Origin of the sequence: Arthrobacter sp. FW306-05-C, assembly GCF_021801725.1 — a bacterium.
GTDB lineage: Bacteria > Actinomycetota > Actinomycetes > Actinomycetales > Micrococcaceae > Arthrobacter.
Map to the genome: position 1 here is coordinate 1,376,177 of NZ_CP084556.1, position 25,898 is coordinate 1,402,074.

The window sequence follows — 25,898 nt, forward strand, 5'->3', positions numbered from 1 at the left end:
GGTCATGAGTGCCAGCGCCAAGCCCCGGCTCGCTGGCCGGCAACCCTCCATCCGCGGTGGGGTGCCCCGGGTGAGGACCTGGCTGTCCGGCACGAGCCGACAGCAAGCGCGGCCCGCACTGCCCCTGAGCATGCCGGGCCCATGTCAAAGGAGATTTGGATGTCCAACGCTTGGTCCTTCGAAACCCGCCAGATCCACGCCGGCCAGGAAGTGGACAGTGCAACGGGAGCCCGTGCCCTGCCCATCTACCAAACCACGTCCTTTGTTTTCCCAACGGCCGAGAGCGCAGCCAACCGCTTTGCACTCTCCGAACTGGCGCCCATCTACACCCGCATCGGCAACCCGACGCAGGACGCCGTCGAACAGCGGATTGCCAGCCTTGAAGGCGGCCTGGCCGCGCTGCTGCTGAGTTCCGGCCAGGCCGCCGAAACGTTCGCGGTCCTGAACATTGCGGAGGCCGGCGACCACATCGTAGCCAGCCCCAGCCTCTACGGCGGCACCTACAACCTTTTCGCCCACACCCTGAAAAAATTCGGCATCTCCGTCACGTTCGTGGACGACCCCGACAACCTGGACCAGTGGCGCAACGCCGTCCGGCCCAACACCAAGCTTTTCTTCGGTGAAGTGGTCTCCAACCCGCGCCAGGACGTCCTGGACATCGAGGGCATCTCCGAAGTCGCCCACCAGGCCGGCGTGCCCCTCATCGTGGACAACACCCTCTCGACGCCGTACCTGATCCGGCCGCTGGAGTGGGGAGCGGACATCGTGATCCACTCGGCCACCAAGTACCTGGGCGGCCACGGCACAGCCATCGCCGGCGTGATCGTCGATTCCGGCAAGTTCGATTTCAGCAAGGACCCGGAACGGTTCCCCGGCTTCAACACCCCGGATCCCACGTACAACGGATTGGTCTACGCCCGCGACCTGGGAGCCGATGGAGCGCTCGGTGCCAATCTCTCCTACATCCTCAAGGCGCGGGTCCAGCTCCTGCGGGACCTGGGCTCGGCGGTTTCGCCGTTCAACGCCTTCCTGATTTCCCAGGGCCTGGAGACATTGAGCCTGCGGGTGGAGCGCCATGTTGCAAACGCGGCGGAGGTTGCGCGGTGGCTTGAAGCAAGGGACGACGTCGAATCGGTCGCCTACGCCGGGCTGCCGTCCAGCCCCTGGTACGAGCGTGGCCGCAAGTATGGGCCCAAGGGGACGGGCGCCGTCGTCGCCTTCAACCTGGCCGGCGGAGCGGAGGCGGGCAAACGCTTCGTCGACGCTTTGGAATTGCACTCCCATGTGGCCAACATCGGCGACGTGCGCTCCCTGGTCATCCACCCGGCGTCGACCACCCACAGCCAGCTCTCGCCGGAGCAGCAGGTGGTGGCCGGGGTGCACCCGGGACTTGTCAGGCTTTCCGTGGGCCTGGAACACATCGACGACATCCTCGCCGACCTTGAAGCAGGCTTCAGGGCTGCGAAGGACGCCTAGATGTATTGACCTGAGAGGTTGGTGACGCGGCTGGCCGGTGGCTGACCGTTGAGTGAGGTGTGGCCTCGATGATGATTGTAATGATGGAGCCAGTCGGCGAAAGCGGCAACACGCTCGGCCTCGGAGGCGTAGGGACGGGCGTAGGCCCATTCGTCGAGCATGGTGCGGTTGTAGCGCTCGACTTTGCCGTTTGTCTGAGGCCTGTAGGGGCGGGTGCGTTTGTGCTTGATGTCCGGGCCCAGAGCGTCTTTGAATGCGTAGGAGCGGTAGCAGGATCCGTTATCGGTCAGGACCCGTTTGACAGTGATCCCGTGGGACTCGAAGTAGGCATTGGCGCGTTCCCAGAATCCGGCCGCAGTGTCCTTTTTCTCATCGGTCAGGATCTCCGTGTAGGCGAGCCTGGAGTGATCATCGACGGCGTTGTGCAAGAAGGCGTGACCCGGTCTCCGGTTCGCCGCGGTACCGGTCTTGTTCCGGTTTCCGGCGGCCCTGCCGACACTGCGGTGTCCGCCGCCGTCAGGGATCCGTCCAAGTTTCTTGATGTCGACGTGGACCAGGTCCCCGGGGCTGTGGTGCTCGTACCGGCGAATCACCCGGCCCGTGGCCCGGTCCATCCACGCCAGCCTCGCCAGCCCAAACCGGGACAGCACCCGGTGCACCGTGGAGGGGTGAATGCCCAGCAGATAGCCGATCCGTGCCGGGCCCCAGCGCCGGTTGACTCTGATCGCGACGATCCGCCGCTCCCGCCGCGTGGAGGTCCGACGCGGGGAGTTGATGGGCCGGCTGGAACGATCACCCGTCCCGTGCTCCCCGTGCTCCCGGTAACGGGCCGCCCACCGCGCTGCGGTCGTCACCGACACCTGGAACCGCTCAGCAGCACGGCGCAGCGGCCACCCGTCATCGACGATGCACCGGGCCAGCCGGAGCCGTCCCTTCGGCGTCAGAAGCGCGTTAGCATGGGACATTGAAGACCTCCTTGTGGATCGGACTCTTAGACAAGCCCCACTCCACTTGGAGGTCTTCTTTTTGTCACCTAACCACGCCGCATGTTCCTAACCTCCGTGGTCAATACACCTAGAAGCCTAAAGTACGACGCCGGGGCGCCACTTAGGCGGCAAGGCAGGGCAGGCAGCAAGTCGGGAAGTCACAACCAGTCACACTCTTGGCTTGGACCGGGTGGTGTTTCGTACACTCGATCCAGGTCATGAGTGCCAGCGACAGCCCCGGCTTGCTGGCCGGCAACCCTCCTTCCGCGGTGGGGTGCCCCGGGTGAGGACCTGGCCTGCCGGTCAATTGACGGCGGGCAAGCGCGTAGAAGAGGTCTTGCCATGACGGTTTCCGTCGCCCCAACCACCATCCCCGAACACGGAATCGTCCGCTACGCCTCCATTGGGGAACTGGAGCTCGAGGCCGGGGGATACCTGCCCGACGTTACGCTGGCCTACGAAACCTGGGGCACCCTCAACGCAGACGCCAGCAACGCCATCCTGATCGAGCATGCGCTCACGGGCAGCACTCACGTAACCCGCGGAGACACCGACGAGGAAGGCTGGTGGGAGCAGCTGGCCGGGCCCGGTGCCCCCGTGGACACGGACCGTTTCTTCGTGGTGTCCATCAACATTGTGGGCGGCTGCTACGGCTCCACCGGCCCCTCATCGCCCGCCCCCGACGGATCGCCCTGGGGTTCCCGCTTCCCCCTGGTCACGCTGCGGGACAGCACCGTGGCGGAGGCCCGGCTGGCGGACCAGTTGGGGATCAAGAGCTGGTTCGCGGTTCTTGGCGGCTCCATGGGCGGCGCCCGGGCGCTGGAATGGGCAGTGACCTACCCGGAAAGGGTGCAGCGCTGTGCCGTCATCGCCGTGGGGGCTGCGAGCACGGCAGAACAAATCGCCTTTGCCCAGGCCCAGACCCTGGCCATTCGGCAGGATCCAAACTTCAACGGCGGCGACTACTACGGCGGTCCCTGTCCTGAAGAGGGCCTGGCCCTTGCCCGGCGCATCGCCCACATCACCTACCGGTCCGCCGCCGAACTGGAAGGCCGCTTCGGCCGGGCGGCCCAGGCATCCGAGTCGCCCCTTCAGGGGGAAGTACTGGCAGCCCGTGGCCGCTACCAGGTGGAAAGCTACCTGGACCACCAGGGCAACAAGCTCGTGAAGCGCTTTGACGCCAACAGCTACATCGCCCTGACCGAAGCGTTGATGAGCCACGACGTCTGCCGCGGACGGGGAACCCTGGCCGAAACCCTGGCCGGTGCTACTGCACGCTTCTTCGTGGCCGCCGTCGACTCCGACCGACTCTACTTCCCGTCCCAGTCCCGGGAACTGGCGCAGGCGCTGCCCGGCGAGGTGGACGTCCACGTCATCCAGGCACCCATCGGCCACGACGGGTTCCTCACCGAGATAGGCCAACTGGGGGCGCAGCTGCGGGGCAGCTTCCTGGTCTAGGCACTCCTGGACCAGGCAGTTTTGGTCCACACGTTCCTGGTCAAAGCCTCCGAGGTTCAGCCAGCTCCAAGGAAACCTCCAGCAGTGTGCATTCCTGCAGATGCCTTCTGCACTAATGGTCGTTGAGGTTGCACCGGCAAGCAGACCATACTCATCGAAGCCGGTTTTCGTGGTGTACATCACATCCGGCTGCCATCGACTGTCCCCGTGGTGTCGACGACGACGCCGAAGGAGTTCGCATGAGTACGGAACGCTCCGCCGCAAGGCGCACCGAGGAAACCGACGTCAAGGCATCAGGCCTGAAGAAAGTGGTGACGGCCTCCATGGCCGGCACCGTCGTGGAGTGGTACGAGTTCTTCCTCTACGCATCCGCAGCCACCCTGGTGTTCGGGAAAGCCTTCTTCCCCAACGCCGGGACAGAACTGGATGGCATCATCGCCGCCTTCCTCACCTACGCCGTCGGTTTCGTGGCCCGTCCCATCGGCGGCATCGTGTTCGGCCACTTCGGCGATAAGTTCGGCCGCAAGCAACTGCTGCAGCTCAGCATCATCCTGGTGGGCGTCTCCACCTTCCTCATGGGCTGCCTGCCCACGTTCGGGCAGATCGGCTACTGGGCTCCCGCGCTGCTGGTCATCCTCCGGTTTGCCCAAGGCTTCGCCGTCGGCGGGGAATGGGGCGGCGCCGTCCTCCTCGTGGCGGAACACAGCCCCAGTAAGTCCCGCGGGTTCTGGGCCAGCTGGCCGCAGTCCGCGGTGCCCCTGGGCAACCTCCTCGCCACGGCCGTGCTGTTCATCCTGTCCTCCACCCTGACCCAGGAAGCCTTCCTCGGGTGGGGCTGGCGTGTTGCCTTCTGGCTGTCCGCGGTGATCGTGCTGATCGGCTACTACATCCGGACCAAGGTCAACGACGCCCCCATCTTCCTTGAAGCGCGTAAGGAAGTGGACGCCGGCCACAAGGGCTACGGCGTGGCCGAGGTCTTCCGCCGCTACCCGCGCGGCGTTTTCACCGCCATGGGCCTGCGCTTTGCGGAGAACATCCTGTACTACCTGGTGGTGACGTTCTCCATCACCTACCTGAAGACCGTGGTCCAGGCCGACACCACGCGCATCCTCCTGCTGCTGCTCCTGGCCCACGCCCTGCACTTTGCCGTGGTGCCCATGGTCGGCAAGCTCTCGGACCGGTTCGGCCGCAAGCCCGTCTACATGGCCGGCGCCATTATGGGCGCCACCTGGGGCTTCTTTGCGTTCCCCATGATGGACACGAAGAACGACTTCATTATCCTGGCGGCCATCATGATCGGCCTGGTGTTCCACGCCTTCATGTACGCTGGGCAGCCTGCCATCATGGCGGAGATGTTCCCCACCCGGATGCGTTACTCGGGCGTCTCCCTGGGATACCAGGTGACGTCGATCGTGGCCGGCTCCCTGGCCCCGATCATCGCCGCCTCGCTTTTGGGCACCTACAAGTCCTCGGTCCCCGTGGCCGTCTACCTGCTCATCGCCTGCGCCATTACCGCCGTCGCGGTCTTCTTCCTGAAGGAAACCCGCGGCGTCTCGCTGCATGACGTGGACGCAGCCGACGCCAAGGGCACCGCCGACCTGCTGGCCGCCAGCAAGAAGTAGGGCCCCATGAAAGCCGCCGTCCTGTACGCCACCGTCCCCGCCACTGGAAACGCCTCTGGTAAAAGCAGCTTCGCCGACGCCCGGCCACTGGTCGTGGAGGAACTCGAGCAGCCGGAGCCCCGCACCGGTGAGCTTGGTGTTGCCATCACCTATTCGAGCCTCTGCCATTCGGACCTCTCGGTGGTGGACGGCTCACGGGTCCGGCCACTCCCCATGGCCCTGGGCCACGAGGCGGTGGGGCGCGTGGTGTCCGTGGGCCAGGGCGTAGGAGACATCTCCGTGGGCGACCACGTGGTGCTGGTGTTCGTGCCCAGCTGTGGCCACTGCCGGGCCTGCCTGGCCGGCCGGCCCGCGCTTTGCCACCGGGCAGCGGAGGTCAACGGCTCAGGAGACCTGCTGCACGGGCCTGCCCTGTTGCGGACGCCGGAAGGGAAGCGCATCAACCATCACCTGGGCGTCTCGGCGTTCGCGGACTACGCAGTGGTTGCGCGGGAATCGGTGGTGGTGATTGACGGCGACGTCCCGGACACGGTCGCCGCGATGTTTGGTTGCGCCGTGCTCACCGGAATGGGCGCGGTGTTCAACACCGCCGAGGTCAGTCCCGGCCAGTCCGTGGCAGTTTTCGGCCTGGGGGCGGTGGGGCTCTCCGCGGTAATGGCGGCACGCCTGGCCGGAGCTGCCAGCGTGATTGCCATTGATCCGAACCAGGGCAAACACCAGCTGGCCCGTGACGCCGGTGCCACCGCGGTGGGTACGCCGGACGACGCGGGGCGCCTCATTCAGGAAGCGTCCGGCGACGGAGTGGATGTTGCCGTCGAGGCGGTGGGCTCGGCAGGCGTGATCGCGTCCTGCCTGGAACGGGTGACCCGGGGCGGGGCAGTGGTCTCGGTGGGCCTTCCGCACCCGTCCGCCGAGTTGACCGTTCCGGCCCTCCAGTTCGCCGGCGCCGGCAAGCGCCTGCTGGGCTCCTATATGGGTGATGCCGTTCCCGCCCGCGACATCCCGAGGTACCTGGCTTACTGGCGGGAGGGCAAGCTGCCGGTTGAGCTGCTGCACACCGACACGCGGCCACTGAGCGAGATCAACGAGGGGCTGGATGCGCTTGCCGCCGGGAAGGTGGTGCGGCGGCTCTTCCAGGCCTGACCCGTCGTCTGCTCCTACGGCTGGGCCAGCCTCAGCCTGCCAGCAGTCCGGCCCGCTCCTTCAGCTCCTCCTTCAGGGCCGCGATCACCGCCTGCACCCGGGCCGACCGAAGCGACTCCGGGCGGGCCACGGCCCAGATAGGGAGCTGGCGTTCGAAATCCGCAGGCAGGACTGGAGCGAAATCTTCCCGGTCCGCCACCATGAAGTTGGGCAGCAGCCCGATGCCGGCGCCCTGCCGAACGGCCTCCACCTGTGCGAATACGCTGGTGGCCTGGAAGCTTGTCCGGGGCATCGGCAGCTGCGATGACCAGCGGGGGCCCAGTTCCGCCACCTGGAGCGCAGACTCGACGTACGAGACAAACGCGTGCTGCCGCACGTCGTCGAGCGTTTCCGGGAGGCCGTGCCGCCCCGCATAGTCGGCGCTGGCGTAGAGGCGCAGGTAGTAGTTGCTCAGGAAAATGGTCTGTGCGGTGCTGACGTCGGCCCGGCCCACCACGATCTCCAGGTCCACCCCTGACCGGTTCTGGCTGACTTTCCGGGTGGCGCTCAGCATTTCGATGTTCAGTTGCGGGTTCTGCTGCTGGAGCCGCACCAGCGATGGAGTGACGAACACCGCTCCCACTGCGTCGGTGGTGGCCACGCGGACCAGGCCCGCAAGGGCGCTATTGTCCTGGCTGATCAGGCCCGACAGGGAGCCGAGTGTACTCTCGATCGCCTCCGCCGCGTCCACCGCAGCAGCACCGAGCTGCGTCAGTTCCCAGCCGTGCGGGCTGCGCTCCAGCGTGCGGCCGCCCAGCTGCTTGTCCAGCGCGAGGATCCGGCGCGAAATCGTGGTGTGGGTGGTCCCCAGGCTCTCGGCCACGGCATTGAAACGGCCCAGGCGTGCAACCGTCAAAAGGATAAGCAGGTCGTCGGGGCTCGGCAGCCGTCTGGAGTCCACGTTGGACCTTCCGTTGATGTGCATCAATGCACAGAGTGTCTGTGATTTTTCCCCTTGATTGCACCCTAACACGGTGTGATGGTTGACACAGGCATGCCGGCAGAAGCGCCGGAATGAAAGCAAAGGAGCTTACGCATGGCAGTTATCGGTTGGATTGGCCTGGGCAACATGGGCGGCCACATGTCGGTGAACCTGGCGAAGGCGGGGCATGACGTCCGCGGCTTTGACCTCAACCCCGCAGCCCTGGATGCGGCTGCAGCGGGCGGCGTCAAGCGGGCCGGCAGCATCGCCGAAGCCGTGGATGGCGCGGACGCCGTGTTCACCATGCTCCCCAAGGGCGAGCACGCCCGCGCGGTGTATCTTGGCGCGGACGGGGTGCTGGCGCACGCGGATACGCGCACGCTGCTCATCGACTCCTCCACCATCGACATCGCCTCTGCCCAGGAACTGCACGACGCCGCTGCTGCCGCCGGTTTCCGGTTCGTGGACGCGCCGGTGTCCGGCGGAATGAGCGGGGCCGAGGCTGGAACCCTGACGTTCATGGTGGGCGGGGAAGAAGGCGCCGTCAAGGACGCTGCCGGCTACATCGGCCCCATGTCCGGCAACATCATCCCCACGGGCGGCCCCACCACGGGGCAGGCAGCCAAGATCTGCAACAACCTGATGCTTTTCATCAACCTTGCCTCCACCGCTGAGGGCGCGGTGCTCGCAGACCGGCTGGGCCTGGACAAGCAGGTCTTTTGGGACATCGCCTCGGTTTCCTCGGGAGACTCATGGGCGCTCCGGACCTGGTACCCCGTGCCCGGTGTGGTTCCCACAGCGGCCTCCAACAACGACTTCGCACCTACCTTCACCACCGAGCTCGCGAACAAGGACATCGGCCTGGCGATCAGCGCCGCCGAAGACACCGGCACACCCCTGGAGATCGGCAAGCACGTCCAGCAGTTGTTCCAGCGGCTCATCGACGCCGGGGACGCGGGCAAGGACTGCTCCATGATCATCAAGCTCGTGGACGGCTCGCTCGAGGCCGCTGACCGGGCGCCGTCCAACTAACCACGCCGTCCAACCAAGCACCGCAGGAAAAGAGACTCTTTTGGAAACCATCCCGCACTACATCAACGGCGCCCGCGTCACCGATGCCGACCGCTTCGGTCCGGTCTTCAACCCCGCCACCGGCCAACAGGAAAAGCAGGTGGCACTTGCCTCCACGGCCCGGACAGAGGAAGCCATCGCGGCAGCCCGCGCCGCGCTGCCTGCATGGCGGGCAACCAGCCTTGCCAAGCGCACCACCATCTTCTTCAAGGTCCGCGAAATCCTGAACCAGCGCAAATCCGAACTCGCCGCGATCCTGACCAGCGAGCACGGCAAGGTCCTCTCCGACGCAGAAGGCGAAATCGCCCGCGGCCTGGAGAACATCGATTTCGCCACCGGCCTGTCGCACATGCTGAAAGGCGAGCGGTCGGAGCAGGTCTCCAGCGGCATCGACGTCCATTCCATCCGCCAGCCGGTGGGGGTCGTGGCCTGCATCACCCCGTTCAACTTTCCGGCCATGGTGCCGCTGTGGATGATCGGCAGCGCCCTGGCCTGCGGCAACACCGTCCTGCTGAAGCCGAGCGAAAAGGACCCGTCGGCTTCAGTCTTCATCGCCGAAGCGTTCGCCGAAGCAGGGTTACCGGCCGGCGTCCTGAACGTGGTCCAGGGGGACAAGGAAGCCGTGGACGTCCTGCTCGAGCACCCTGACGTTAAGGCCGTGAGTTTCGTCGGGTCCACCCCGGTGGCCCAGTCCATCTACAAGCGGGCAGCTGAGCACGGCAAGCGGGTGCAGGCCCTGGGCGGCGCTAAGAACCACATGGTGGTGCTTCCCGACGCCGATCTGGACATGGCTGCCGACGCTGCGGTTTCCGCCGCGTACGGTTCCGCCGGCGAGCGCTGCATGGCTGTCAGCGTCCTGGTGGCCGTGGGGAACATCGCTGACGACCTGGTGAAGGCGATCTCAAGCCGCATGGCGGATCTCAAGATTGGTGACGGCACCGATCCGGCCTCGCAGATGGGTCCCTTGATCACCGCGGAGCACCGGGAGCGCGTGGCTTCGTACGTTGCGGGAGCGGAAGGTGAAGGCGCAACCGTGGTGGTGGATGGGCGCTCGCAGCAGTTCGACTCCGACGGGTTCTTCATCGGCGTCAGCCTGGTGGACCACGTCAAGCCCGGCATGAAGGTGTACGACGACGAAATCTTCGGCCCCGTCCTGTCCGTGGTCCGCGTGGATACCTACAACGACGCAGTCCGGCTGGTCAACGAGAACCAGTTCGGCAACGGCACTGCCATCTTCACCCGCGACGGCGGCGCAGCGAGGCAGTTCGAGTTCGACGCCGAAGCGGGCATGGTGGGCGTTAACGTGCCCATCCCGGTTCCGGTGGGCACCTTCTCGTTCGGCGGCTGGAAGAACTCCCTGTTCGGCGACACCCACATGTACGGGCCGGACAGCATCCGCTTCTACACCCGGGGCAAAGTGGTGACCACGCGTTGGCCCGACCCATCAACCTCGGTGATCGACCTGGGCTTCCCCCAGGTGGACTAGTTCGGTGGATTGAACCGGCGGGTTACGCCAAATTAGATTGATAAAGAGCAGGTCGGGGACCGGAAACCGGTCCCCGGCCTGCCTGCTTACCAGAGTCAGCCGTTCATGATGTCGCCGCGGCGCTTCATGTACTCCTCCATGGACAGTTCACCGTTGCTGTATTGCTGGTCCAGTTCGGCGAGCTTGCGTGCGCGGAACCCCTGCGGTGCCGAGGGCGGTGGGGGAGTGGCAGGCCCGGAGGGCTGCCCGGGGCCTGGCCGGCCAAGCTGGGGCTGCTGGTACCCCGGCTGCTGGAGCGGCGGTTCCTGCCCGAATTCCTGTGGCGCACCACCGAACCGGGGGTCCGGCATGGGCGCCTGTCCGTGCTGGTACGGCGGCAGTTGCTGCCCGCCATAGGGCTGCGGCGGCTGGCTTGGCTGGCGGAAGCCGCCGGAAAAGTAGTCCTGCTGGGTGTAGCCGTCGCGGGGCTGGCGGTTCTGCGGCCCGGCCGAACCGGGGAACTGGCCATAACCTGGGTACTGGTCCGAACCGGGGAACTGGTTCGGCCCCGGAAACTGCCCGGGCCCCGAAAACGGACCGGGCAAGCCCTGGTCCCGGTCCCGCCGCGCCATGGAGCGCCGGTACGCCCGCATGGCCATGGGGACCACGAAGGACAGGATGATGATCCAGAAAAACAAGCTGCTCACGGTGCCGCGCCTCTCGTGTGGTGTCCTTCCAGCGTAACCCCGGCAGCGTTACCGGCGGCTGGGTTCGGAGGTACCCAACGGGCCTTCGCCGGATCCCAACGGAACGCCCGGGCCGAAGACGGGACCCGGCGTCGGCCGTTTTGCCGTGATGCCGTCCCCGGACGACTGGTGGCGCAACCGGCGCAGCACCCATGGGACGAAGTATTCACGCGCCCACACGAGGTCCCCGCTCCTTGCCTCGCGCCAGGTGCGCGGCGGCAGCGGCTTGGGCTGCAGCGGTTCCAGGGAGTGCTCCACGTTGAGCGCATCCAGCACCATGGCCGCAATGGTGTGGTGTCCCAGCGGGGAGAAGTGCAAACGGTCCTGGTCCCACATCTGCGGGTCGCCCAGCTGCCGCAGCGACCACATGTCAGCGATGACGGCATCATGGCGCGCGGCAACCGTGCGCAGGTTCTCGTTGTAGATGGCCACCTTGCTGCGGATCCGGCTGAGCACCGAGGAGCCCGTATCCGGCCCGTTGAACAGGACCACGGTGGCTCCGCCCATGGACAGGATCTGGACCACGGAATCGAGCTTCTCGGCCAGCGCGTCGGGATCGCCGCCGGGACGGATCAGGTCGTTGCCGCCGGCGGACAGGGTGACCAGGTCCGGCTTCAGTTCCAGGGCCGGGGCAAGCTGCTGGTCCACGATCTGTTGGAGCAGCCGGCCGCGCACGGCAAGGTTGGCATAGGCGAAGTCCGGCTGGGTTCGGCCCAGCTCTTCCGCCACCCTGTCGGCCCAGCCGCGGTGGCCGCCGGGGCTTGAGGGTTCGGGGTCGCCGATGCCTTCGGTGAAGGAGTCTCCCATCGCCACGTACCGGGTCCAGGGGTGGGAACCGGGGTGGGCGGACGGGGTCTGGAGGGTACTTGCGTCAGTCACGGTCCTATCCTGCCTTCCGCTTCGCTGCCTACGCGAACGTAGGTTGTTACTTCCGGGTAACTGGTATGAATGGAAACCATGACTGACGCCGAAGTATTTCCTGCCCCCGTTGTCCTGTGGTCCCACCCGGAAGACCAGCGCGCCGGTAAACCGCTACTGGTCCTGCTCCACGGCTACGGTGCCAATGAGCAGGACCTGTTCAGCCTTGCCGACATGCTGCCAAGGGATTTCGCCGTCGCGTCCATACGGGCGCCCATCGCCATGGGCCCCGGCTTTACCTGGTTCCCGCTTACCGCGTCCATCGAGTACTCGCTGGAGCGGGTCAAGAAGGCCTCGGCCTACGTGCTGGACTGGATCGACGCCATCAGGCCCGGCCACCCTTCGGTGACTCTCCTGGGCTTCTCCATGGGCATGGCCATGGCCACCACGCTCCTGCGCCAGCGGCCCACGGACTTTGCCGCCGTCGTCGGACTCTCAGGCTTTGTGGTGGACGCGGCCGGCGACCCCACGTTCAAAGACGACGAGCTGGACGGCACCGTGCCCATGTTCTGGGGCCGGGACCAGCAGGATCCGGTGATCACCCAGGACAAGATTGAGTTCACCATGGGCTGGGTCCGCAAGCACGTCAAGCTCACCAAGGTGCTCTACACCGGCATGTGGCACGGCATTAACCAGCAGGAGATCGGGCACGTGGGGGAGTTCCTCACGCATGAGGTGCTGAACAAGTAGGACGTACGACGGCGGCGGGCCAGCCGGTGCGGGGTTAGTCCGACTGGGGTGCCACCACGCGGACGGTCTGGCCGTTCACCGTGACGGTATCCCCGTTGTGCAGCTGCCGGCCGCGGCGGTCGTCGATCTCGCCGTTGACCTTGACCAGCCCGTTCTTGATGAGCTCCGCCGCCTCCACGCCGTCCTCCACGAGGTTGGCGAGCTTTAGCAGCTGACCCAGCCGGATCATGCTGTCGCGGATGGGGACGTCGTCAATGGGGTTGCTCATACAGCAATAATGCCTGAACTAAGGTGGATTCAATGACCTCCCCTTCGCGCCTGCCGGTACTCGCAGGCCTGCCCCTGGCCGTGGGATCCGGCCTTGCCATCCCCGTCCAAGGCCGGATCAACGGGGCGTTGGGTGCGCGGCTCAACGATGGAATCGCAGCCGCGGCCGTGAGTTTCAGCACAGGCCTGCTGGTCATGATCATCATTTCCCTGGTGTTGCCGCGCGGACGGGCCGGGCTGGCAAACATCCTCCCGGCTGTACGGAACCGGGCCTTCCCCCGGATCTACGTGGTGGCAGGCGCCATCGGCGCGCTGTTTGTCTTTGCCCAGTCCTTCACCGTCGGCATCCTTGGAGTAGCGCTCTTCACCGTCGCCACCGTCACCGGGCAGACCGTAAGCGGCCTGCTGGTGGACCGGCTGGGAATCGGCCCGGCCGGAAAGAAATCCGTGACGGGCATCCGCATCATCGGCTGCATCCTGACCATCGCCGCCGTTGCGTGGGCGGTGTCCCCGCGGTTCAGCAGCGGGGGCCCCGGGGACGGCGCGGCCGGACTGCTCCTTCCCCTCCTCCTGCCGGTGGCGGCGGGCTTCCTCATGAGTTTCCAGCAGGCCATGAACGGCACCGCCACGGTCCACTACGGGACGCCCATCGCGGCCACGTTGGTCAACTTCGTGGCCGGCTGCATCGTGCTGTGGGCAGCGTTCGCGGTGAAGCTGGCCGTGGCCGGTCCCGCCAACCCCCTGCCGGGGGAGTGGTGGTACTACCTGGGCGGCCCAATGGGCTGCGTCTTCATCGGCCTGGGGGCCCTCCTGGTCCGCAGCCTGGGCGTGCTGGTCACGGGCCTGGGCATGATCGCCGGCCAGTTGCTCGGCTCGCTGGGCCTGGACCTGGTGCTCCCCGCGCCGGGCACCATCGTGGCTCCCGCCACCGTCCTGGGGACCCTGTTGACCCTCGCCGCGATCATCCTGGCAACCCTGCCCTGGCCGCGGGGCGCGCTGCGCAGGCAGCGGCCGGTACGCTAGGACACGAGCTTTCCACCGTCTTCCTTCATCCGCCCCGACGCATCGCCCGCTGTGCCCAGGCACGCAGGAGCCGGGGCCCGAACAACCCGCGGACCGCACCCAGCGGCCCTGTAGAAAATTGGAGTTATCCCATGGCAGCAAAATCCGTCCTCGACCAGGTCATTTCCCTCTCCAAGCGGAGGGGCTTCGTGTTCCAGGCCGGTGAGATCTACGGAGGCTCGCGGTCTGCCTGGGACTACGGGCCCCTTGGCGCGGAGCTGAAGGAAAACATCAAGCGCCAGTGGTGGCAGTCCATGGTCCGCGGCCGCGAGGACGTGGTGGGCCTGGACTCCTCCGTGATCCTGCCCCGCCAGGTCTGGGAAGCCTCCGGCCACGTGGAGGTCTTCTCCGACCCCCTGGTGGAATGCCTCTCCTGCCACAAGCGCTACCGTGCGGACCACCTCTTGGAGGAATACGAGGAGAAGAAGGGCCGTCCCGCCGAAAACGGCCTGAAGGACATCGTCTGCGCCAACTGCGGCACCCGAGGCCAGTGGACCGAGCCGCAGGAGTTCTCCGGCCTGCTCAAGACCTACCTGGGCCCCGTGGCCAGCGAGGAAGGCCTGCACTACCTGCGCCCCGAGACCGCGCAGGGCATCTTCGTGAACTTCAACAACGTCCTCACCACGTCCCGGAAGAAGCCGCCGTTCGGCATCGGCCAGATCGGCAAGTCCTTCCGCAACGAGATCACGCCCGGCAACTTCATCTTCCGCACCCGCGAGTTCGAGCAGATGGAGATGGAATTCTTCGTGGAGCCCGGCACGGACGAAGAGTGGCACAAGTACTGGATGAACGAGCGCATGGCCTGGTACACCGGCCTGGGCATCCGCGAGGAGAACCTGCGCTTCTTCGAGCACCCCAAGGAAAAGCTCAGCCACTACTCCAAGGGCACCACGGACATCGAGTACCGCTTCGGCTTCCAGGGCTCGGAATGGGGCGAGCTGGAAGGCATCGCCAACCGCACCGACTTCGACCTCTCCACCCACGCCAAGGCCTCCGGCACGGACTTGAGCTACTTCAACCAGGCCACCAATGAGCGTTACACCCCGTACGTGATCGAGCCTGCGGCCGGCCTGACCCGTTCCTTCATGGCGTTCCTGGTGGACGCCTACACCGAGGACGAGGCCCCCAACGCCAAGGGCGGCGTAGACATCCGCACCGTGCTGAAGCTGGACCCGCGCCTGGCCCCGGTCAAGGCCGCCGTGCTGCCGCTGAGCCGCAACGAGGACCTGTCCCCGAAGGCCAAGGCCCTTGGCGCCCAGCTGCGGAAGAACTGGAACATCGACTTCGATGACGCCGGCGCCATCGGCCGCCGCTACCGCCGCCAGGACGAGATCGGCACCCCGTTCTGCATCACCGTGGACTTCGACACCCTCGAGGACCAGGCCGTCACCATCCGCGAGCGGGACACCATGAGCCAGGAACGCGTCTCCCTGGACAAGGTGGAGGGCTACCTGGCGGCACGGCTGATCGGCGCCTGAGCATGGCCATCGAATACCGCGAATGGCGCGACGGCGACGACCTGGCGCTTCTGGAAATCTGGGGTGACCCGGACACCGCCCAGGCCCGCCAGTTCCGTGGCGCCCTCGCCGTGTCCTCCAACGGCAGGGACGGCATGCCCTGGCGCCGCTGCATCGTGGCGGAAGATGTCGTTGACGGCGTGGGCATTCCCGTGGCCGCCGGCGTCGTCTATGAAGCCTCGCTGCACCCCGAGCGCCTGTGGACGTACATCGAAGTGGCAAAGGACCACCGCCGCGCGGGCATCGGGGCCAGCCTCCTGACCATGCTGCGGCGCGAAGCGGAAAACGCGCCGTCGGGCGTCAGCAAGCTCCGCGCCAAGGTGGAACCCGGCACGCCCGGTGCCGCGTTCGCTGAAGAGTCCGGGCTGGCGCCCATCCAGCGCTCCCGGCTGGTCATCGTGGAACCCGGAGCCCTGAAGCTGCCCGTCTTCCCGGACAAGGACCACGGCGGCCGCCCTATCGACGGTGAAAACGCCGGTTCCGATGTCGTGATGGACCTGGCCACCGGTTCCGTGGAGCTGACGGACGTGGTGGGTCGCTATTACACCGCCATCCACGGCTGGGACTCCCCGGGCGTCCTGTCCGTGGGACAGGTGCAGAGGCTGTTCCTGGACGAGCTCACCGGGGCCCACGGCGCCATCGTGCTGCGGGCCCAGCCCGAGTCCGCGTTCGGACAGGGAGTGGCCCCCAGCAAGAAGGGCCGCATCCGTGCGTTCGCGGTCAGCTACGCTGCACCCGCTGACCCTGATGCGGCACCGGCCCATCTGCAAAGCGCTGGCGCAGAGACAGCAGGCACCGACACGCCCACGGACGTGTTCGTGGGGCACGAGCCGTCCCTCGCCGCTGACGATGCCGCCGAAGCCGTCCGCGACATCCTCGCCCTGATCGCCTACCAGCACCCGGTCATGCTGGAACTGGACGATTCCATGACCGCCCTGCGCGCCGCCGTCGAGCCCCTCCTGGAGAGTGGCAAAGCCCGGCTGGCGGGCGCCGAAACCCTGGTGGTTTCGGACTAGGGGACTGCCGGTCCACGTCAGCGCCGCGTGCTGTTCCCCAAGGACGGCTCGCGGCGCTGGCTTTTAAGCCGCCTACTTCCTGCGGGGAGCACGACGGCGGCCGGCGGCTGCGTCGGCCGCGTCCAGTAGTTGCCGCTCGGCGTCCGTGGGGGCGCTGCCGCCCAGGTGGGCGGGCATCCACCACGCCCCTGGTCCGGGCCGGAGCGGAAAGGCGGCGATGCAGCGGTCAATCCCCGCCTGGAGTGTGCTGCGCAGCTTGTCCGTAGCCGCATCCACTTCCACATCCTGGCCAAACATGATCGGCTGGCCCACCTGGACTTGGACAGGCGCCCGCCAGCTGCGCCGCAGGGAGAAACCATGGCCGCGCGTCAGGATCCGGTGCGCACCCCAGACAGATACCGGGATGAGCGGGACGCCGGCCTCCGCCGCCATGCGTACCGCCCCGGACCGGCACTCGCGGACCGTGAAACTCCGGCTCACCCCTGCCTCGGGAAAGACCGCCAGGTACTCCCCGGCGCGCAGCTTGGCCACGGCGGTGTCATAGGCATCGGATCGGTCCGTGTATCCCACCACCACCTGGCCGCTGGCGCTGATGGCGGGGCCGGCCAGCCAGTGGTCCGCCGCGCCCTGGTGGACCAGGAACCGCAGCTGGGCGCGGCTGCGGCGCCACAGGAGCAGCTCAAGGACCGCGAAGTCCAGGTAGCCGAAGTGCGTGACGGCAAACAGTGCACCGTCGCCGGGAGCCACCCGGCGTGACGGCCCCGCCGCTGGCGGTGCCCCGGGAAGGTGTTCCATGCCCGCGGCACGAATGTCCAGCTGCAGGGCCCACCGCAGGAACAGTCCCGCGCGGACGACCAGCCGGTAGAAGCGGTCGTTGGATGGGGGACGCCAGGGCATGGCCAGGCGGCCTAGAGGGTGACCTGGACGGACGAGTCCGGCAGCAGCTGGGTGAAGGCCCGGGCCGGCTGGACCGCCGCCCCTGTGCTCTCGGCAAAGGACTTGATGAGGAAACCGGTGGCGAGGGTGTGCCAGATGCGGACCTTGCGAAGCATGAAGTGCCCCACGCCCCTAAGGGACACGTACTGCATGCTGGCTGCGTCGGGGGCAGCGCGCCGGGCGAAGGCAAGGGACTGCCTGGGGCTGGTCATATGGTCCGTGGTCCCGTGGATGATCAGGACTTTCCGGCCCGTGACCCTGTCCGCAGGGGTTTGCGGGTCCAGCCAGGGGGCCAGTGCCACCACGGCCTCCACCTGCGGGTGGTCTGCGGCGCAGATGGCGGTCAGGCCGCCCATGGAGTGGCCCAGCAGGAACACTGGAACATCGGGGTGGCGTTCCGCGATCTGCCGGAGCGCCCACCGCGCGTCCTGCAAGGGGGACATGTCCGGCCCGTTCCAGCCGCGGACACTGTTGCGCAGGGACCAGACGGCCAGCCCGTGTTTCCGGCCCGCGCGGTGCAGGTGCCGGGCGAAGGGCACCATGCGTGCCGGGCTCAGGTGCCGGGCCTCCACCGGCTCCCGGCTGTGGGCCTTGCCACCGTGAAGGACCAGGACCACGCCCTTGGTGCCACCGGACGCCTCCAGGACGCTGAGCACGGGCTGGTGGGCCGGAACCACCGGCACCTGTCCACCCTCCACGGCCCCGCCGTTGTCCGCTGCGCCACGAATACCGGCCCCACCCCTGCCATGGTTGTCCATGCCTGGTTCCTCCCCATCCCGATGGTCCATTTATCAACCCTATGGCGCCGCACGTAGAGTTCAACCATGAGGTTGTACTGCTGATGGGCGCCGGTCACTCCCACGCTTCCTTGGATCATTCGGAGCCGACGCCCCAGGCGATGGCTGCCCGCAGCAAGGCGAACCGCATCCTTGCCGCAGTGCTGATTCCCCTGGCGCTGCTGACGCTCGCCGGGATGGCCGCGCTCTGGCCGTCGGGAAGCAAGGAGGGCATCTCGCTCGCCAACCCGTACTCCACCGCCCCGGGGGTTACCTTCGATACGGGCACCATCCAGAGCGTGCTGACCGGGAGCTGCATGCAGGGTTCCGGGCAGCTGGGTTCAAACCAACAGGGTTCCGGCCAGCCAAGCACCACGCAGCAGCCGCCAAGCCAGGGCTCCGAGTGCACCTTCGCCGTCACCGAACCGGACAAGGGCGGAAGCCCGGTGAAGGTGGTCATCAACCCGGACGTCGCCTCCTCCCATGGAGTGAAGCCCGGGGACCAGATCCGGTACCTGAACCTCTCCAACGTCCAGGGCGCCACGGGATCACAGGGATCGCCAGCCTACATTTTCGTGGACTTCGTCCGCACCCTGCCGATCATCCTGCTGGCCGTGCTCTACGCCGTGGTGGTCATCGCCGTCGCAAGGTGGCGCGGGTTGCGCGCCCTGATCGGGCTGGTAGGCGCGTATTTCGTGCTCGCGAACTTCCTGCTCCCGGGCCTGGTGGAAGGCAAGCCGCCGCTGCTGCTGGCCCTGGTGGGGTCCACGGTGATCATGATCGGGGTGCTGTACTTCGCCCACGGCTTCTCGGCGCGCACATCCACTGCGCTCCTGGGCACCATTTTCGGGCTGGCCATCACCGCCCTGCTGGCAGCCTGGGCCACGGACGCAGCAAATCTGGCCGGCGTGGGCAGCCACGACGCCGCCACCCTGGTGAACACGTCGTCCAACATCTCCATCTCTGGGGTGATCCTCTGCGGACTCATCATCTCCGGCCTGGGCGTCCTCAATGACGTCACCATCACGCAGTCCTCCGCCGTCTGGGAACTCTACGAACTGGCACCGGCCAGCAGTGCCCGGAAGCTGTTCACCTCGGCCATGCGGATCGGCCGCGACCACATCGCCTCCACCGTGTACACCATTGCCTTTGCCTACGCCGGCGCCGCGCTGCCCATCCTGATCATCGTCATGCTCTACGACCGGCCCTTGATGGACACCCTCACCAGTGCCGAACTCTCAGAGGAAGTCATCCGGACCCTGGTCGGTTCCATCGGGTTGGTCCTGGCCATCCCCGTCACCACGCTGATCGCCGTGCTGGTGGTCAAGGCAACCGGCATCAGGCCGGCAGAGGTCCACGCAGTGAATGCCGGACATCAGGATGGAACGCACGACGGCGGGCACAGCCAAGCAGACGATGTTGCGGACACCGGGGCGCTCGCCGCAGCCGCCCTTGAGGAACGCAGCCGGCGCGCCGCCGTCGAACCCGCCGCGGAACCTGCAGCGGAGCCGGGCACCCGGCGGGGACGCCGGGCCGACCGCGGCTGACTGCTGCCGCGGGGGAGCCGGCGGGGACCGGCAAAATCCCGATTTGCCCGGCTTTGCAACAATGGACAGGTGACTGTTGCAGCAACCCCTCCCGCCCCCAAGCTGGAACTCCCGCCCCTGAAGCTGGGACCCATCACGGTTGACACCCCCGTGATCCTCGCTCCCATGGCCGGCATCACCAACTCCGCCTTCCGCAGGCTCTGCCGCGAGTACGGCGGCGGTATGTACGTGGCGGAGATGGTGACCTCCCGTGCGCTGGTGGAGCGCACTCCCGAATCCCTGCGCATCATCTCGCACGACGATGACGAGAAGGTGCGCTCCGTGCAGCTGTACGGCGTGGACCCGGTCACGGTGGGTGCCGCGGTGCGGATGCTCGTTGAGGAGGACCGCGCGGACCACATCGACCTCAACTTCGGCTGCCCCGTCCCCAAGGTGACCCGTCGCGGCGGCGGCTCGGCGCTGCCCTGGAAGATCGACCTCTTCACCTCCATCGTGCAGACCGCCGTCAAGGAAGCATCCAAGGGCAACGTCCCGCTGACCATCAAGATGCGCAAGGGCATCGACGACGACCACCTGACGTACCTGGACGCCGGCCGGATCGCCCGCGATGCCGGTGTTGCCGCCGTCGCGCTCCACGGCCGCACGGCCGCGCAGTTCTACTCGGGCAAGGCCGACTGGTCGGCCATCGCCCGCCTGCGTGAGGCACTGCCCGACATCCCCGTGCTGGGCAACGGTGACATCTGGTCCGCCGAGGACGCCGTCCGGATGGTCCGGGAGACCGGCGTTGACGGTGTGGTGGTGGGCCGTGGCTGCCAGGGCCGGCCCTGGCTCTTTGGCGACCTGCAGGCCGCATTCGAAGGCAGCGACGTCCGCCACCGCCCCAACCTGCGCCAGGTGGCCGAAGGCGTATACCGGCATGCCGAACTGATGGTGGAAACCTTCGGTGACGAAGGCAAGGCACTGCGCGAGATCCGCAAGCACATCGCCTGGTACTTCAAGGGCTACGTGGTGGGCGGCGATCTGCGCACCAGGCTGGCCCTGGTCACCAGCCTGGAGGTGCTCCGGGACACCCTCGCCGAGCTGGATCTGGACTCGCCCTATCCGGGGGTGGACGCCGAAGGCCCGCGGGGCCGCGCCGGCTCGCCCAAGAAGCCCGCCCTGCCCAAGGACTGGCTGGACTCCCGCGCCCTCAACGATGACCAGTCCCGGGCTATCGCCGCTGCCGAACTGGACGTTTCCGGTGGCTGAAACACCTACTGCCGGAACCCCCACCGCCGCCCTGGCTCTGCCCGGCTACGACGCCCATGATTCGGCGCGCTGGATGGAGGAGCCGCCTAAGAGCACTTACCGCTCCGACTTCGAACGGGACCGTGCCAGGGTGCTGCACTCCTCGGCCCTGCGCCGCCTGGGCGCCAAGACCCAGGTGGTGGCACCGGACACGGACGACTTCGTCCGCACCCGCCTCACGCACAGCCTGGAAGTGGCACAGGTGGGGCGCGAGCTGGGCCGGGCGCTGGGCTGCGACCCGGACGTGGTGGACACGGCCTGCCTCAGCCACGACCTGGGCCACCCGCCCTTCGGCCACAACGGCGAATCGGCACTGAACGAGGTGGCGCATGCCATCGGCGGCTTCGAGGGCAACGCCCAGACCCTCCGCCTGCTCACCCGGCTGGAACCCAAGGTGCTCACGGCTGACGGCCGACCCGCCGGGCTGAACCTCACGCGCGCAAGCCTGGACGCGGCGTCGAAATACCCTTGGTCCGCCCTGGAAGCACCGGTGATCCACGGGCAGCGGACCAGCAAGTTCGGCGCCTACGAGGACGACCTCCCCATCTTCAACTGGATCCGTGAAGGAGCCCCGGAGCGCCGGACCTGCCTGGAAGCCCAGGTGATGGACCTCGCGGATGACATCTCCTACTCCGTGCACGACGTGGAGGACGCGATCGTTGCCGGCCACTTCCAGCTGCGCTGGATGGACAACCCGGACCACCGCGCCCGCGTGGTGGGCTACGCCAAGCAGTGGTACCTGCCGCACAACGACCCCGCCGCCATCGACGCCGCCCTGGCCCGGCTCGAGGCTACCGACGTCTGGGTGCGTGAGGCGGACGGCAGCCGCAAATCGATGGCAGCCCTCAAGAACATGACCAGCCAACTGATCGGCAGGTTCTGCCAGTCAGCCCTGGAAACCACCCGCGCCGTTTATGGGCCGGAAAACCTGACGCGGTACAACGCCGAACTCATGGTTCCGGATGAGACCGTCATGGAAATCGCGGTGATGAAGGGCCTTGCCACCACCTTCGTCATGACCACCGAACACCGGCAGCCCATCTACGAGCGCCAGCGCGAGGTGCTCCACGCCCTGGTCACTGCCCTCAGCGCCACCGGAGACCGGCACCTGGAGCCGATGTTCGCGGCGGACTGGCGGGCAGCGGACGACGACGGCGCACGCCTTCGCGTGGTCATCGACCAGGTGGCGTCCCTCACCGACGGGTCGGCCCTGGCCATGTACGAGCGCCTGGTGGGGAGCCTGCCCTCGCTCTGGTAGCCGTCCTCCACTCCTGCCCTGGGAAACTCCTGGACACCCGCCTGATCAACAGCTTCCTTAAAGCATCTACACAGGAAGCAGGCGCACCATGGAGGGAAAGGCAGGCCGCCAGGAACGGGAGCAGGTCATGAGTACTCGCACCAGGGGCAAGCGCCTGGCCACCGGAATTACGGCAGCCGTGAGCGTTGGCAGCTTCGCTGCCGCAGGCGTGGCGGCGTCCGCTGTGTATGCCGCAACTCCGTCCGTCATTGCCAGGACAACTGCAGGTACGGACAGCAGCACGCAGGACCGCGGTGCGCAGGGGAGCACGCCCAAGTCCGGTTCCGGCCGCTCTGATGACGACGGTTCCGGCACCCGGCAGGACAGTGGTGCCGGGCAGAACAAGGGCACGGGCCAAAATGGTGGCTCGCGGCGCTCCAAGAGCTACGGCAGCACCAGCCCAGTCCAGCCCGGCAACGGCGGCACAATCCACGGAAGGTCCTCGGGGTCCTGACGTGGCCGGTTCAGACACCACCCACCGCACTGGTGGCCACGATTCTGCAGCGGCCCCTGAAAGCGAAGCAGCTGTAGCTCCCACAGCACAATCCAGCTGGACGGTATGGGAACTCGAGGCAGCCATCACGGTGACGGTCCCCGGCTCGCTGGATGCCGGGGAAGAGATCGTTCGTCAGGTGCTGGCGGCGGTGGACCGTGCCTGCAGCCGCTTCCGCGCAGATTCGGAACTGGTGGCGCTCCAGCCGCGGATGGCATCCGGCGTCCGGGTGAGCCCCATGTTCCGGCTGCTCCTGGAGCGTGCCCTGGACGCCGCCAGGATGACCGACGGCGCTGTTGATCCCACCCTGGGAGCGGATCTGGCAGCCCTGGGCCACGGTCCGGCCCTAACTGCCACGCCGGGGATCCGCAGCCTGCCGGTTTCGCCGGTGCACTCGGACGCGGTGGCCACCCGGGAGCCCGGTTGGTCCCGCCTCCGCCTCGACGCCGACACGCTGACCCTGCCGGCCGGGCTTAGCCTTGACCTGGGCGCATCGGCGAAGGCTGTCGCAGCCGACCTTGCCGCTGCCGAGGTGCACCGGCGGCTGGGCTGCGGGGTACTCGTGAGCCTGGGCGGAGACCTTGCCAGCGCAGGACCTGGGCCGCACCAGCAGCACATCCGGCAGGAGGACCAGTCGGACGTGAACCCCGGCCAGTGGCAGGTCATGGTGCAGGACCTTCCCGCCGACCCCGCCCAGCACATCTCCCTGGCTCCGGGATTTGCCCTGGCAACTTCCAGCACCCAAAAGCGCCGCTGGCTCCATCGGGGCAGCCAGGTCCACCACATCCTTGACCCCCGTTTCGGCCTGCCTGCGGAAGCGGTGTGGCGCTCGGTGACTGTGGCGGCGCCTACCTGCCTCGAAGCGAACGCCTTCAGCACCGCGGCCATCGTGCGCGGCTTCAAGTCCCTCGAGTGGTTCCGGGGCGAGGGCATATCCGCACGGTTCGTGGACAGCCGCGGCAGGGTGGCGACCACCGGGGGTTGGCCCGCCGAGAACGATCTCCCTGCCGAAAGCTATAACCCCGCCGAAAGCTTCCGCCCAGCCAAAAGCTCCGGAAGGGGAGGCCTGAGCCATGGATGAGGCAATGTGGGCTTTCGGGCGCGTCAGCGGCTTCGTGTCACTGGCACTGTTTACCGCGTCGGTACTGTTGGGCATCCTGAACCGGTCAGGCCGGCCCCTGCTGGTGCTGCCCCGGTTCTCCATCAGCCTCCTGCACCGGAACATTGCCCTGCTCGCCACGGTTTTTCTGGGGCTGCACGTTGGAGCACTGCTCCTTGACTCCTTTGCCAAGCTAAATCCCGTGGATATCGTGGTGCCATTCCTGGGGTCGTACCAGCCGTTCTGGCAGGGGCTGGGAACCGTCGCCCTGGACCTGGTCCTGGCCGTCGTGGTCACGGGGCTGCTGCAGCACCGGATCGGGCAACGTGCCTTCAAGGCCGTCCACTGGCTCAGCTATGGCGTCTGGCCGGTTGCCATGGCGCACGCCCTCGGAAACGGCACTGACGTGTCAAGCGGATGGTTCCTCCTCCTCGCTGCCGTGTCCGCGGTGGCCGTTGCCGCGGCCATGGTGTGGCGTCTGAGCCCGTCCTTTCTCGAAACCTTCCGCGCCAGGCAAGGAAACCTCCCGTGAGCCAACCGGGTGACAGCCACCGCCAGGAGCCGCGCCTCCTGGCGGCAGGCCCTGATGCAGGGTGGGCGCGGCACCTGGACACCTTCGGCCCGTGGGAGCCGCAGGCGGCAGGACCGGGCCTGCTGGAAGTGCTCGCTGAATCCGGACTAACCGGCCGGGGAGGAGCCGCATTCGAAACCTGGCGCAAGGCCACCGCCGCTGCCGGTTCCGGGCGGAAGGGTTTGTTTGCCGCCCGCCCCGTGGTGATTGCCAACGGTGCCGAGGGCGAACCGCTCAGCTTCAAGGACCGGACACTCCTCGCACACGCGCCCCACCTGGTCATTGACGGGCTGGTCGCGCTCGCCGCCGCCCTGGGCCAAACAGGCGGCAGAACAGGCAGCCAGACAAGTACGGGCGGCACCAGCATGTACGTCTACGCGCCGGCGGCCAGCCTGCCCCGCCTTAGGCAAGCACTAGGGGAGCGTCCGGGCGGCAGGCGGATCCATGTGGTGCAGGCTCCCGAAACGTTCATCTCCGGTGAGTCGAGCGCCGTCGTCAACATGATTGCGAACGGTACCGCGCTGCCTACGGACCAGCGCCGGCGCCTCAGCGAGTCGGGCCTGAACGGCCGCCCCACACTGGTGGTCAACGTCGAGACCCTGGCCCAGGTGGCCTTGATCGCCCGCTATGGCGCGCTGTGGTTCCGGCAGGCGGGCACCGCCGCAGACCCTGGCACCAGGCTGGTGTCCGTCTCCGGGCCAGCCCCGGTACTGGACGTGGTGCTGGAGGTACCCGGCGGTGTGCAACTTTCCGCCGTCCTGAAGGAAGCTGGGATGGATCCCGGTTCCTTGTCCGCCGTCCTGGTGGGCGGGTACCACGGCCGGTGGGTGCGGCCGGCAGACCACGCCCTTGCACCCGCGGGGCCGCCGGGCCGGACGGCCCGCCCCGGAGCGGGAGTAATCCACGCCCTGGACCTGCAGACCTGCGGCATCCAGGCCACGGCCGGGATCGTCAGCTACCTGGCCGGCCAGTCCGCCCGGCAGTGCGGCCCCTGCATGTTCGGCCTGCCGGCCATGGCATCAGTCCTCAACCGGATCGCGGGAGGGGAAACGAATCCGCGGCTTACCGCCGAGCTGGACCGCCTGGGGCGGCTGGTCTCCGGGCGGGGCGCATGCCGCCACCCGGAGGGGACCACGGGACTGGTCAGCAGCGCCCTGGAGGTCTTCGCCGCTGACTTCCGCGCCCACCTGGCCGGGTACTGCGCAGGCCCGGGAGGCGTGGCGGCATGAAAACGTACCTGCACATCGACTGGACCAGCTGCGATGGCCGCGGCCTGTGCTCGGAACTGCTTCCCGGTGTGCTCGACCGGGACGACTGGGGGTACCCCGTGGCGCGCGGCAAGGTGGGCGGTGAACGCACCAACGTTCCGCTGCGGGACGCCGACCTGGACGCGGCGCAGGAGGCCGTCTTCCTCTGCCCGAAGCTGGCACTCAGCCTGGTGCAGCGGACGGCGTCCGAACCGGGACAGCGGACACCCGGCAGGTAGGCCGGGCC

General features: G+C 67.4%; 25 protein-coding genes and 2 riboswitches. Of the genes, 18 read left to right on the plus strand and 7 right to left on the minus strand.

Features of this window, described 5'->3' with window-relative positions; genetic code table 11:
• Nucleotides 1–115, plus strand: a riboswitch (SAM riboswitch).
• A 44-nt stretch (nucleotides 116–159) separates the two neighbouring features.
• Nucleotides 160–1,476 (plus strand): bifunctional o-acetylhomoserine/o-acetylserine sulfhydrylase, encoded by a 1,317-nt coding sequence (locus tag LFT44_RS06315; protein WP_236801833.1) that lies wholly within the window; start codon nucleotides 160–162, stop codon nucleotides 1,474–1,476.
• On the opposite strand, the gene LFT44_RS06320 is transcribed toward LFT44_RS06315, so the two are convergent.
• Complete coding sequence (locus tag LFT44_RS06320; RefSeq protein ID WP_236801834.1) at nucleotides 1,473–2,441, minus strand: IS481 family transposase; 969 nt, start codon at nucleotides 2,439–2,441, stop codon at nucleotides 1,473–1,475. The genes LFT44_RS06315 and LFT44_RS06320 overlap by 4 nt on opposite strands.
• Nucleotides 2,442–2,676: 235 nt before the next feature.
• Nucleotides 2,677–2,792: riboswitch (SAM riboswitch) on the plus strand.
• 12 nt (nucleotides 2,793–2,804) lie between these two features.
• On the opposite strand from LFT44_RS06320, the gene metX reads away from it, so the two are divergent.
• From metX to LFT44_RS06335, 3 genes are all read left to right on the plus strand, one after another.
• Complete coding sequence (gene metX, locus LFT44_RS06325; RefSeq protein ID WP_236801835.1) at nucleotides 2,805–3,920, plus strand: homoserine O-acetyltransferase MetX; 1,116 nt, start codon at nucleotides 2,805–2,807, stop codon at nucleotides 3,918–3,920.
• A 239-nt stretch (nucleotides 3,921–4,159) separates the two neighbouring features.
• Nucleotides 4,160–5,542, plus strand: coding sequence for an MFS transporter (locus LFT44_RS06330; protein WP_236801836.1), 1,383 nt, complete (start codon nucleotides 4,160–4,162; stop codon nucleotides 5,540–5,542).
• 6 nt (nucleotides 5,543–5,548) lie between these two features.
• Complete coding sequence (locus LFT44_RS06335) at nucleotides 5,549–6,685, plus strand: zinc-dependent alcohol dehydrogenase family protein (RefSeq protein WP_236801837.1); 1,137 nt, start codon at nucleotides 5,549–5,551, stop codon at nucleotides 6,683–6,685.
• 31 nt (nucleotides 6,686–6,716) lie between these two features.
• Here LFT44_RS06335 and LFT44_RS06340 read toward each other — a convergent pair whose 3' ends face one another.
• Nucleotides 6,717–7,649: a LysR family transcriptional regulator gene (locus tag LFT44_RS06340; RefSeq protein ID WP_236801838.1), complete on the minus strand. Its 933-nt coding sequence runs from the start codon at nucleotides 7,647–7,649 to the stop codon at nucleotides 6,717–6,719.
• Between the two features lie 111 nt (nucleotides 7,650–7,760).
• On the opposite strand from LFT44_RS06340, the gene mmsB reads away from it, so the two are divergent.
• The gene (gene mmsB / locus LFT44_RS06345; protein WP_236801839.1) at nucleotides 7,761–8,678 is read left to right on the plus strand and encodes a 3-hydroxyisobutyrate dehydrogenase; all 918 of its coding nucleotides are present in this window, start codon (nucleotides 7,761–7,763) and stop codon (nucleotides 8,676–8,678) included.
• Between the two features lie 40 nt (nucleotides 8,679–8,718).
• Entirely contained in the window at nucleotides 8,719–10,203 is a 1,485-nt protein-coding gene (locus LFT44_RS06350) for a CoA-acylating methylmalonate-semialdehyde dehydrogenase (protein WP_236801840.1), read from the plus strand.
• A 95-nt stretch (nucleotides 10,204–10,298) separates the two neighbouring features.
• On the opposite strand, the gene LFT44_RS06355 is transcribed toward LFT44_RS06350, so the two are convergent.
• Both LFT44_RS06355 and LFT44_RS06360 read right to left on the minus strand, forming a co-directional pair.
• Nucleotides 10,299–10,889, minus strand: coding sequence for a hypothetical protein (locus tag LFT44_RS06355; RefSeq protein WP_236801841.1), 591 nt, complete (start codon nucleotides 10,887–10,889; stop codon nucleotides 10,299–10,301).
• 48 nt (nucleotides 10,890–10,937) lie between these two features.
• Nucleotides 10,938–11,807 (minus strand): SGNH/GDSL hydrolase family protein, encoded by an 870-nt coding sequence (locus tag LFT44_RS06360; protein WP_236801842.1) that lies wholly within the window; start codon nucleotides 11,805–11,807, stop codon nucleotides 10,938–10,940.
• A gap of 78 nt (nucleotides 11,808–11,885) precedes the next feature.
• Between LFT44_RS06360 and LFT44_RS06365 the strand changes: the two genes are divergently transcribed.
• Nucleotides 11,886–12,536, plus strand: a complete 651-nt coding sequence (locus tag LFT44_RS06365) for an alpha/beta hydrolase (protein ID WP_236802813.1) — start codon at nucleotides 11,886–11,888, stop codon at nucleotides 12,534–12,536.
• A gap of 34 nt (nucleotides 12,537–12,570) precedes the next feature.
• Here LFT44_RS06365 and LFT44_RS06370 read toward each other — a convergent pair whose 3' ends face one another.
• Nucleotides 12,571–12,804 (minus strand): RNA-binding S4 domain-containing protein, encoded by a 234-nt coding sequence (locus tag LFT44_RS06370; RefSeq protein WP_236801843.1) that lies wholly within the window; start codon nucleotides 12,802–12,804, stop codon nucleotides 12,571–12,573.
• A 32-nt stretch (nucleotides 12,805–12,836) separates the two neighbouring features.
• Here LFT44_RS06370 and LFT44_RS06375 point away from each other — a divergent pair, with 32 nt between their 5' ends.
• The 3 genes from LFT44_RS06375 to LFT44_RS06385 all read left to right on the plus strand — a co-directional run bounded on the left by LFT44_RS06375 (nucleotide 12,837) and on the right by LFT44_RS06385 (nucleotide 16,398).
• The gene (locus LFT44_RS06375; RefSeq protein ID WP_236801844.1) at nucleotides 12,837–13,826 is read left to right on the plus strand and encodes a DMT family transporter; all 990 of its coding nucleotides are present in this window, start codon (nucleotides 12,837–12,839) and stop codon (nucleotides 13,824–13,826) included.
• A gap of 131 nt (nucleotides 13,827–13,957) precedes the next feature.
• Entirely contained in the window at nucleotides 13,958–15,343 is a 1,386-nt protein-coding gene (locus LFT44_RS06380; RefSeq protein WP_236801845.1) for a glycine--tRNA ligase, read from the plus strand.
• A 2-nt stretch (nucleotides 15,344–15,345) separates the two neighbouring features.
• Complete coding sequence (locus LFT44_RS06385) at nucleotides 15,346–16,398, plus strand: GNAT family N-acetyltransferase (RefSeq protein ID WP_236801846.1); 1,053 nt, start codon at nucleotides 15,346–15,348, stop codon at nucleotides 16,396–16,398.
• A 72-nt stretch (nucleotides 16,399–16,470) separates the two neighbouring features.
• Here LFT44_RS06385 and LFT44_RS06390 read toward each other — a convergent pair whose 3' ends face one another.
• Both LFT44_RS06390 and LFT44_RS06395 read right to left on the minus strand, forming a co-directional pair.
• The gene (locus LFT44_RS06390; RefSeq protein WP_236801847.1) at nucleotides 16,471–17,295 is read right to left on the minus strand and encodes a lysophospholipid acyltransferase family protein; all 825 of its coding nucleotides are present in this window, start codon (nucleotides 17,293–17,295) and stop codon (nucleotides 16,471–16,473) included.
• 11 nt (nucleotides 17,296–17,306) lie between these two features.
• On the minus strand, nucleotides 17,307–18,092 hold the full coding sequence (locus tag LFT44_RS06395; RefSeq protein WP_442863691.1) for an alpha/beta hydrolase: 786 nt from the start codon (nucleotides 18,090–18,092) through the stop codon (nucleotides 17,307–17,309).
• Between the two features lie 83 nt (nucleotides 18,093–18,175).
• On the opposite strand from LFT44_RS06395, the gene LFT44_RS06400 reads away from it, so the two are divergent.
• From LFT44_RS06400 to LFT44_RS06435, 8 genes are all read left to right on the plus strand, one after another.
• Complete coding sequence (locus tag LFT44_RS06400; RefSeq protein ID WP_236802814.1) at nucleotides 18,176–19,657, plus strand: YibE/F family protein; 1,482 nt, start codon at nucleotides 18,176–18,178, stop codon at nucleotides 19,655–19,657.
• Between the two features lie 69 nt (nucleotides 19,658–19,726).
• The gene (dusB, locus tag LFT44_RS06405) at nucleotides 19,727–20,905 is read left to right on the plus strand and encodes a tRNA dihydrouridine synthase DusB (protein ID WP_236801849.1); all 1,179 of its coding nucleotides are present in this window, start codon (nucleotides 19,727–19,729) and stop codon (nucleotides 20,903–20,905) included.
• A complete protein-coding gene (locus tag LFT44_RS06410) occupies nucleotides 20,853–22,202 on the plus strand; it encodes a deoxyguanosinetriphosphate triphosphohydrolase (RefSeq protein ID WP_442863771.1) in 1,350 nt (449 codons plus the stop codon). Before dusB ends, LFT44_RS06410 begins: the two co-directional genes overlap by 53 nt.
• A 127-nt stretch (nucleotides 22,203–22,329) precedes the next feature.
• Complete coding sequence (locus LFT44_RS06415) at nucleotides 22,330–22,695, plus strand: hypothetical protein (protein WP_236801851.1); 366 nt, start codon at nucleotides 22,330–22,332, stop codon at nucleotides 22,693–22,695.
• A 1-nt stretch (nucleotide 22,696) separates the two neighbouring features.
• Entirely contained in the window at nucleotides 22,697–23,815 is a 1,119-nt protein-coding gene (locus LFT44_RS06420; RefSeq protein ID WP_236801852.1) for an FAD:protein FMN transferase, read from the plus strand.
• Nucleotides 23,808–24,365 carry a ferric reductase-like transmembrane domain-containing protein gene (locus LFT44_RS06425; RefSeq protein WP_236801853.1) on the plus strand — a complete coding sequence of 186 codons (558 nt, stop codon included), beginning with the start codon at nucleotides 23,808–23,810 and terminating at the stop codon, nucleotides 24,363–24,365. The genes LFT44_RS06420 and LFT44_RS06425 overlap by 8 nt, the downstream gene beginning before the upstream one ends.
• The gene (locus LFT44_RS06430) at nucleotides 24,362–25,633 is read left to right on the plus strand and encodes an NADH-ubiquinone oxidoreductase-F iron-sulfur binding region domain-containing protein (protein ID WP_236801854.1); all 1,272 of its coding nucleotides are present in this window, start codon (nucleotides 24,362–24,364) and stop codon (nucleotides 25,631–25,633) included. The genes LFT44_RS06425 and LFT44_RS06430 overlap by 4 nt, the downstream gene beginning before the upstream one ends.
• A complete protein-coding gene (locus LFT44_RS06435) occupies nucleotides 25,630–25,890 on the plus strand; it encodes a ferredoxin (RefSeq protein ID WP_236801855.1) in 261 nt (86 codons plus the stop codon). Before LFT44_RS06430 ends, LFT44_RS06435 begins: the two co-directional genes overlap by 4 nt.
• The last annotated feature ends 8 nt before the right edge of the window (nucleotides 25,891–25,898 follow it).

What these genes read in the sequence shown, in the direction of transcription:
- LFT44_RS06315 (WP_236801833.1), top strand. Translation starts at nt 160, where the DNA reads ATGTCCAACGCTTGGTCCTTCGAAACCCGCCAGATCCACGCCGGCCAG.
- LFT44_RS06435 (WP_236801855.1), top strand. Translation starts at nt 25,630, where the DNA reads ATGAAAACGTACCTGCACATCGACTGGACCAGCTGCGATGGCCGCGGC.
- LFT44_RS06380 (WP_236801845.1), top strand. Translation starts at nt 13,958, where the DNA reads ATGGCAGCAAAATCCGTCCTCGACCAGGTCATTTCCCTCTCCAAGCGG.
- LFT44_RS06340 (WP_236801838.1), bottom strand. Translation starts at nt 7,649, where the DNA reads ATGCACATCAACGGAAGGTCCAACGTGGACTCCAGACGGCTGCCGAGC.
- LFT44_RS06400 (WP_236802814.1), top strand. Translation starts at nt 18,176, where the DNA reads ATGGGCGCCGGTCACTCCCACGCTTCCTTGGATCATTCGGAGCCGACG.
- LFT44_RS06395 (WP_442863691.1), bottom strand. Translation starts at nt 18,092, where the DNA reads ATGGACAACCATGGCAGGGGTGGGGCCGGTATTCGTGGCGCAGCGGAC.
- LFT44_RS06415 (WP_236801851.1), top strand. Translation starts at nt 22,330, where the DNA reads ATGAGTACTCGCACCAGGGGCAAGCGCCTGGCCACCGGAATTACGGCA.
- LFT44_RS06410 (WP_442863771.1), top strand. Translation starts at nt 20,853, where the DNA reads ATGACCAGTCCCGGGCTATCGCCGCTGCCGAACTGGACGTTTCCGGTG.
- LFT44_RS06385 (WP_236801846.1), top strand. Translation starts at nt 15,346, where the DNA reads ATGGCCATCGAATACCGCGAATGGCGCGACGGCGACGACCTGGCGCTT.
- LFT44_RS06370 (WP_236801843.1), bottom strand. Translation starts at nt 12,804, where the DNA reads ATGAGCAACCCCATTGACGACGTCCCCATCCGCGACAGCATGATCCGG.
- LFT44_RS06335 (WP_236801837.1), top strand. Translation starts at nt 5,549, where the DNA reads ATGAAAGCCGCCGTCCTGTACGCCACCGTCCCCGCCACTGGAAACGCC.
- metX (WP_236801835.1), top strand. Translation starts at nt 2,805, where the DNA reads ATGACGGTTTCCGTCGCCCCAACCACCATCCCCGAACACGGAATCGTC.
- mmsB (WP_236801839.1), top strand. Translation starts at nt 7,761, where the DNA reads ATGGCAGTTATCGGTTGGATTGGCCTGGGCAACATGGGCGGCCACATG.
- LFT44_RS06390 (WP_236801847.1), bottom strand. Translation starts at nt 17,295, where the DNA reads ATGCCCTGGCGTCCCCCATCCAACGACCGCTTCTACCGGCTGGTCGTC.
- LFT44_RS06365 (WP_236802813.1), top strand. Translation starts at nt 11,886, where the DNA reads ATGACTGACGCCGAAGTATTTCCTGCCCCCGTTGTCCTGTGGTCCCAC.
- LFT44_RS06425 (WP_236801853.1), top strand. Translation starts at nt 23,808, where the DNA reads ATGGATGAGGCAATGTGGGCTTTCGGGCGCGTCAGCGGCTTCGTGTCA.
- LFT44_RS06375 (WP_236801844.1), top strand. Translation starts at nt 12,837, where the DNA reads ATGACCTCCCCTTCGCGCCTGCCGGTACTCGCAGGCCTGCCCCTGGCC.
- LFT44_RS06320 (WP_236801834.1), bottom strand. Translation starts at nt 2,441, where the DNA reads ATGTCCCATGCTAACGCGCTTCTGACGCCGAAGGGACGGCTCCGGCTG.
- LFT44_RS06330 (WP_236801836.1), top strand. Translation starts at nt 4,160, where the DNA reads ATGAGTACGGAACGCTCCGCCGCAAGGCGCACCGAGGAAACCGACGTC.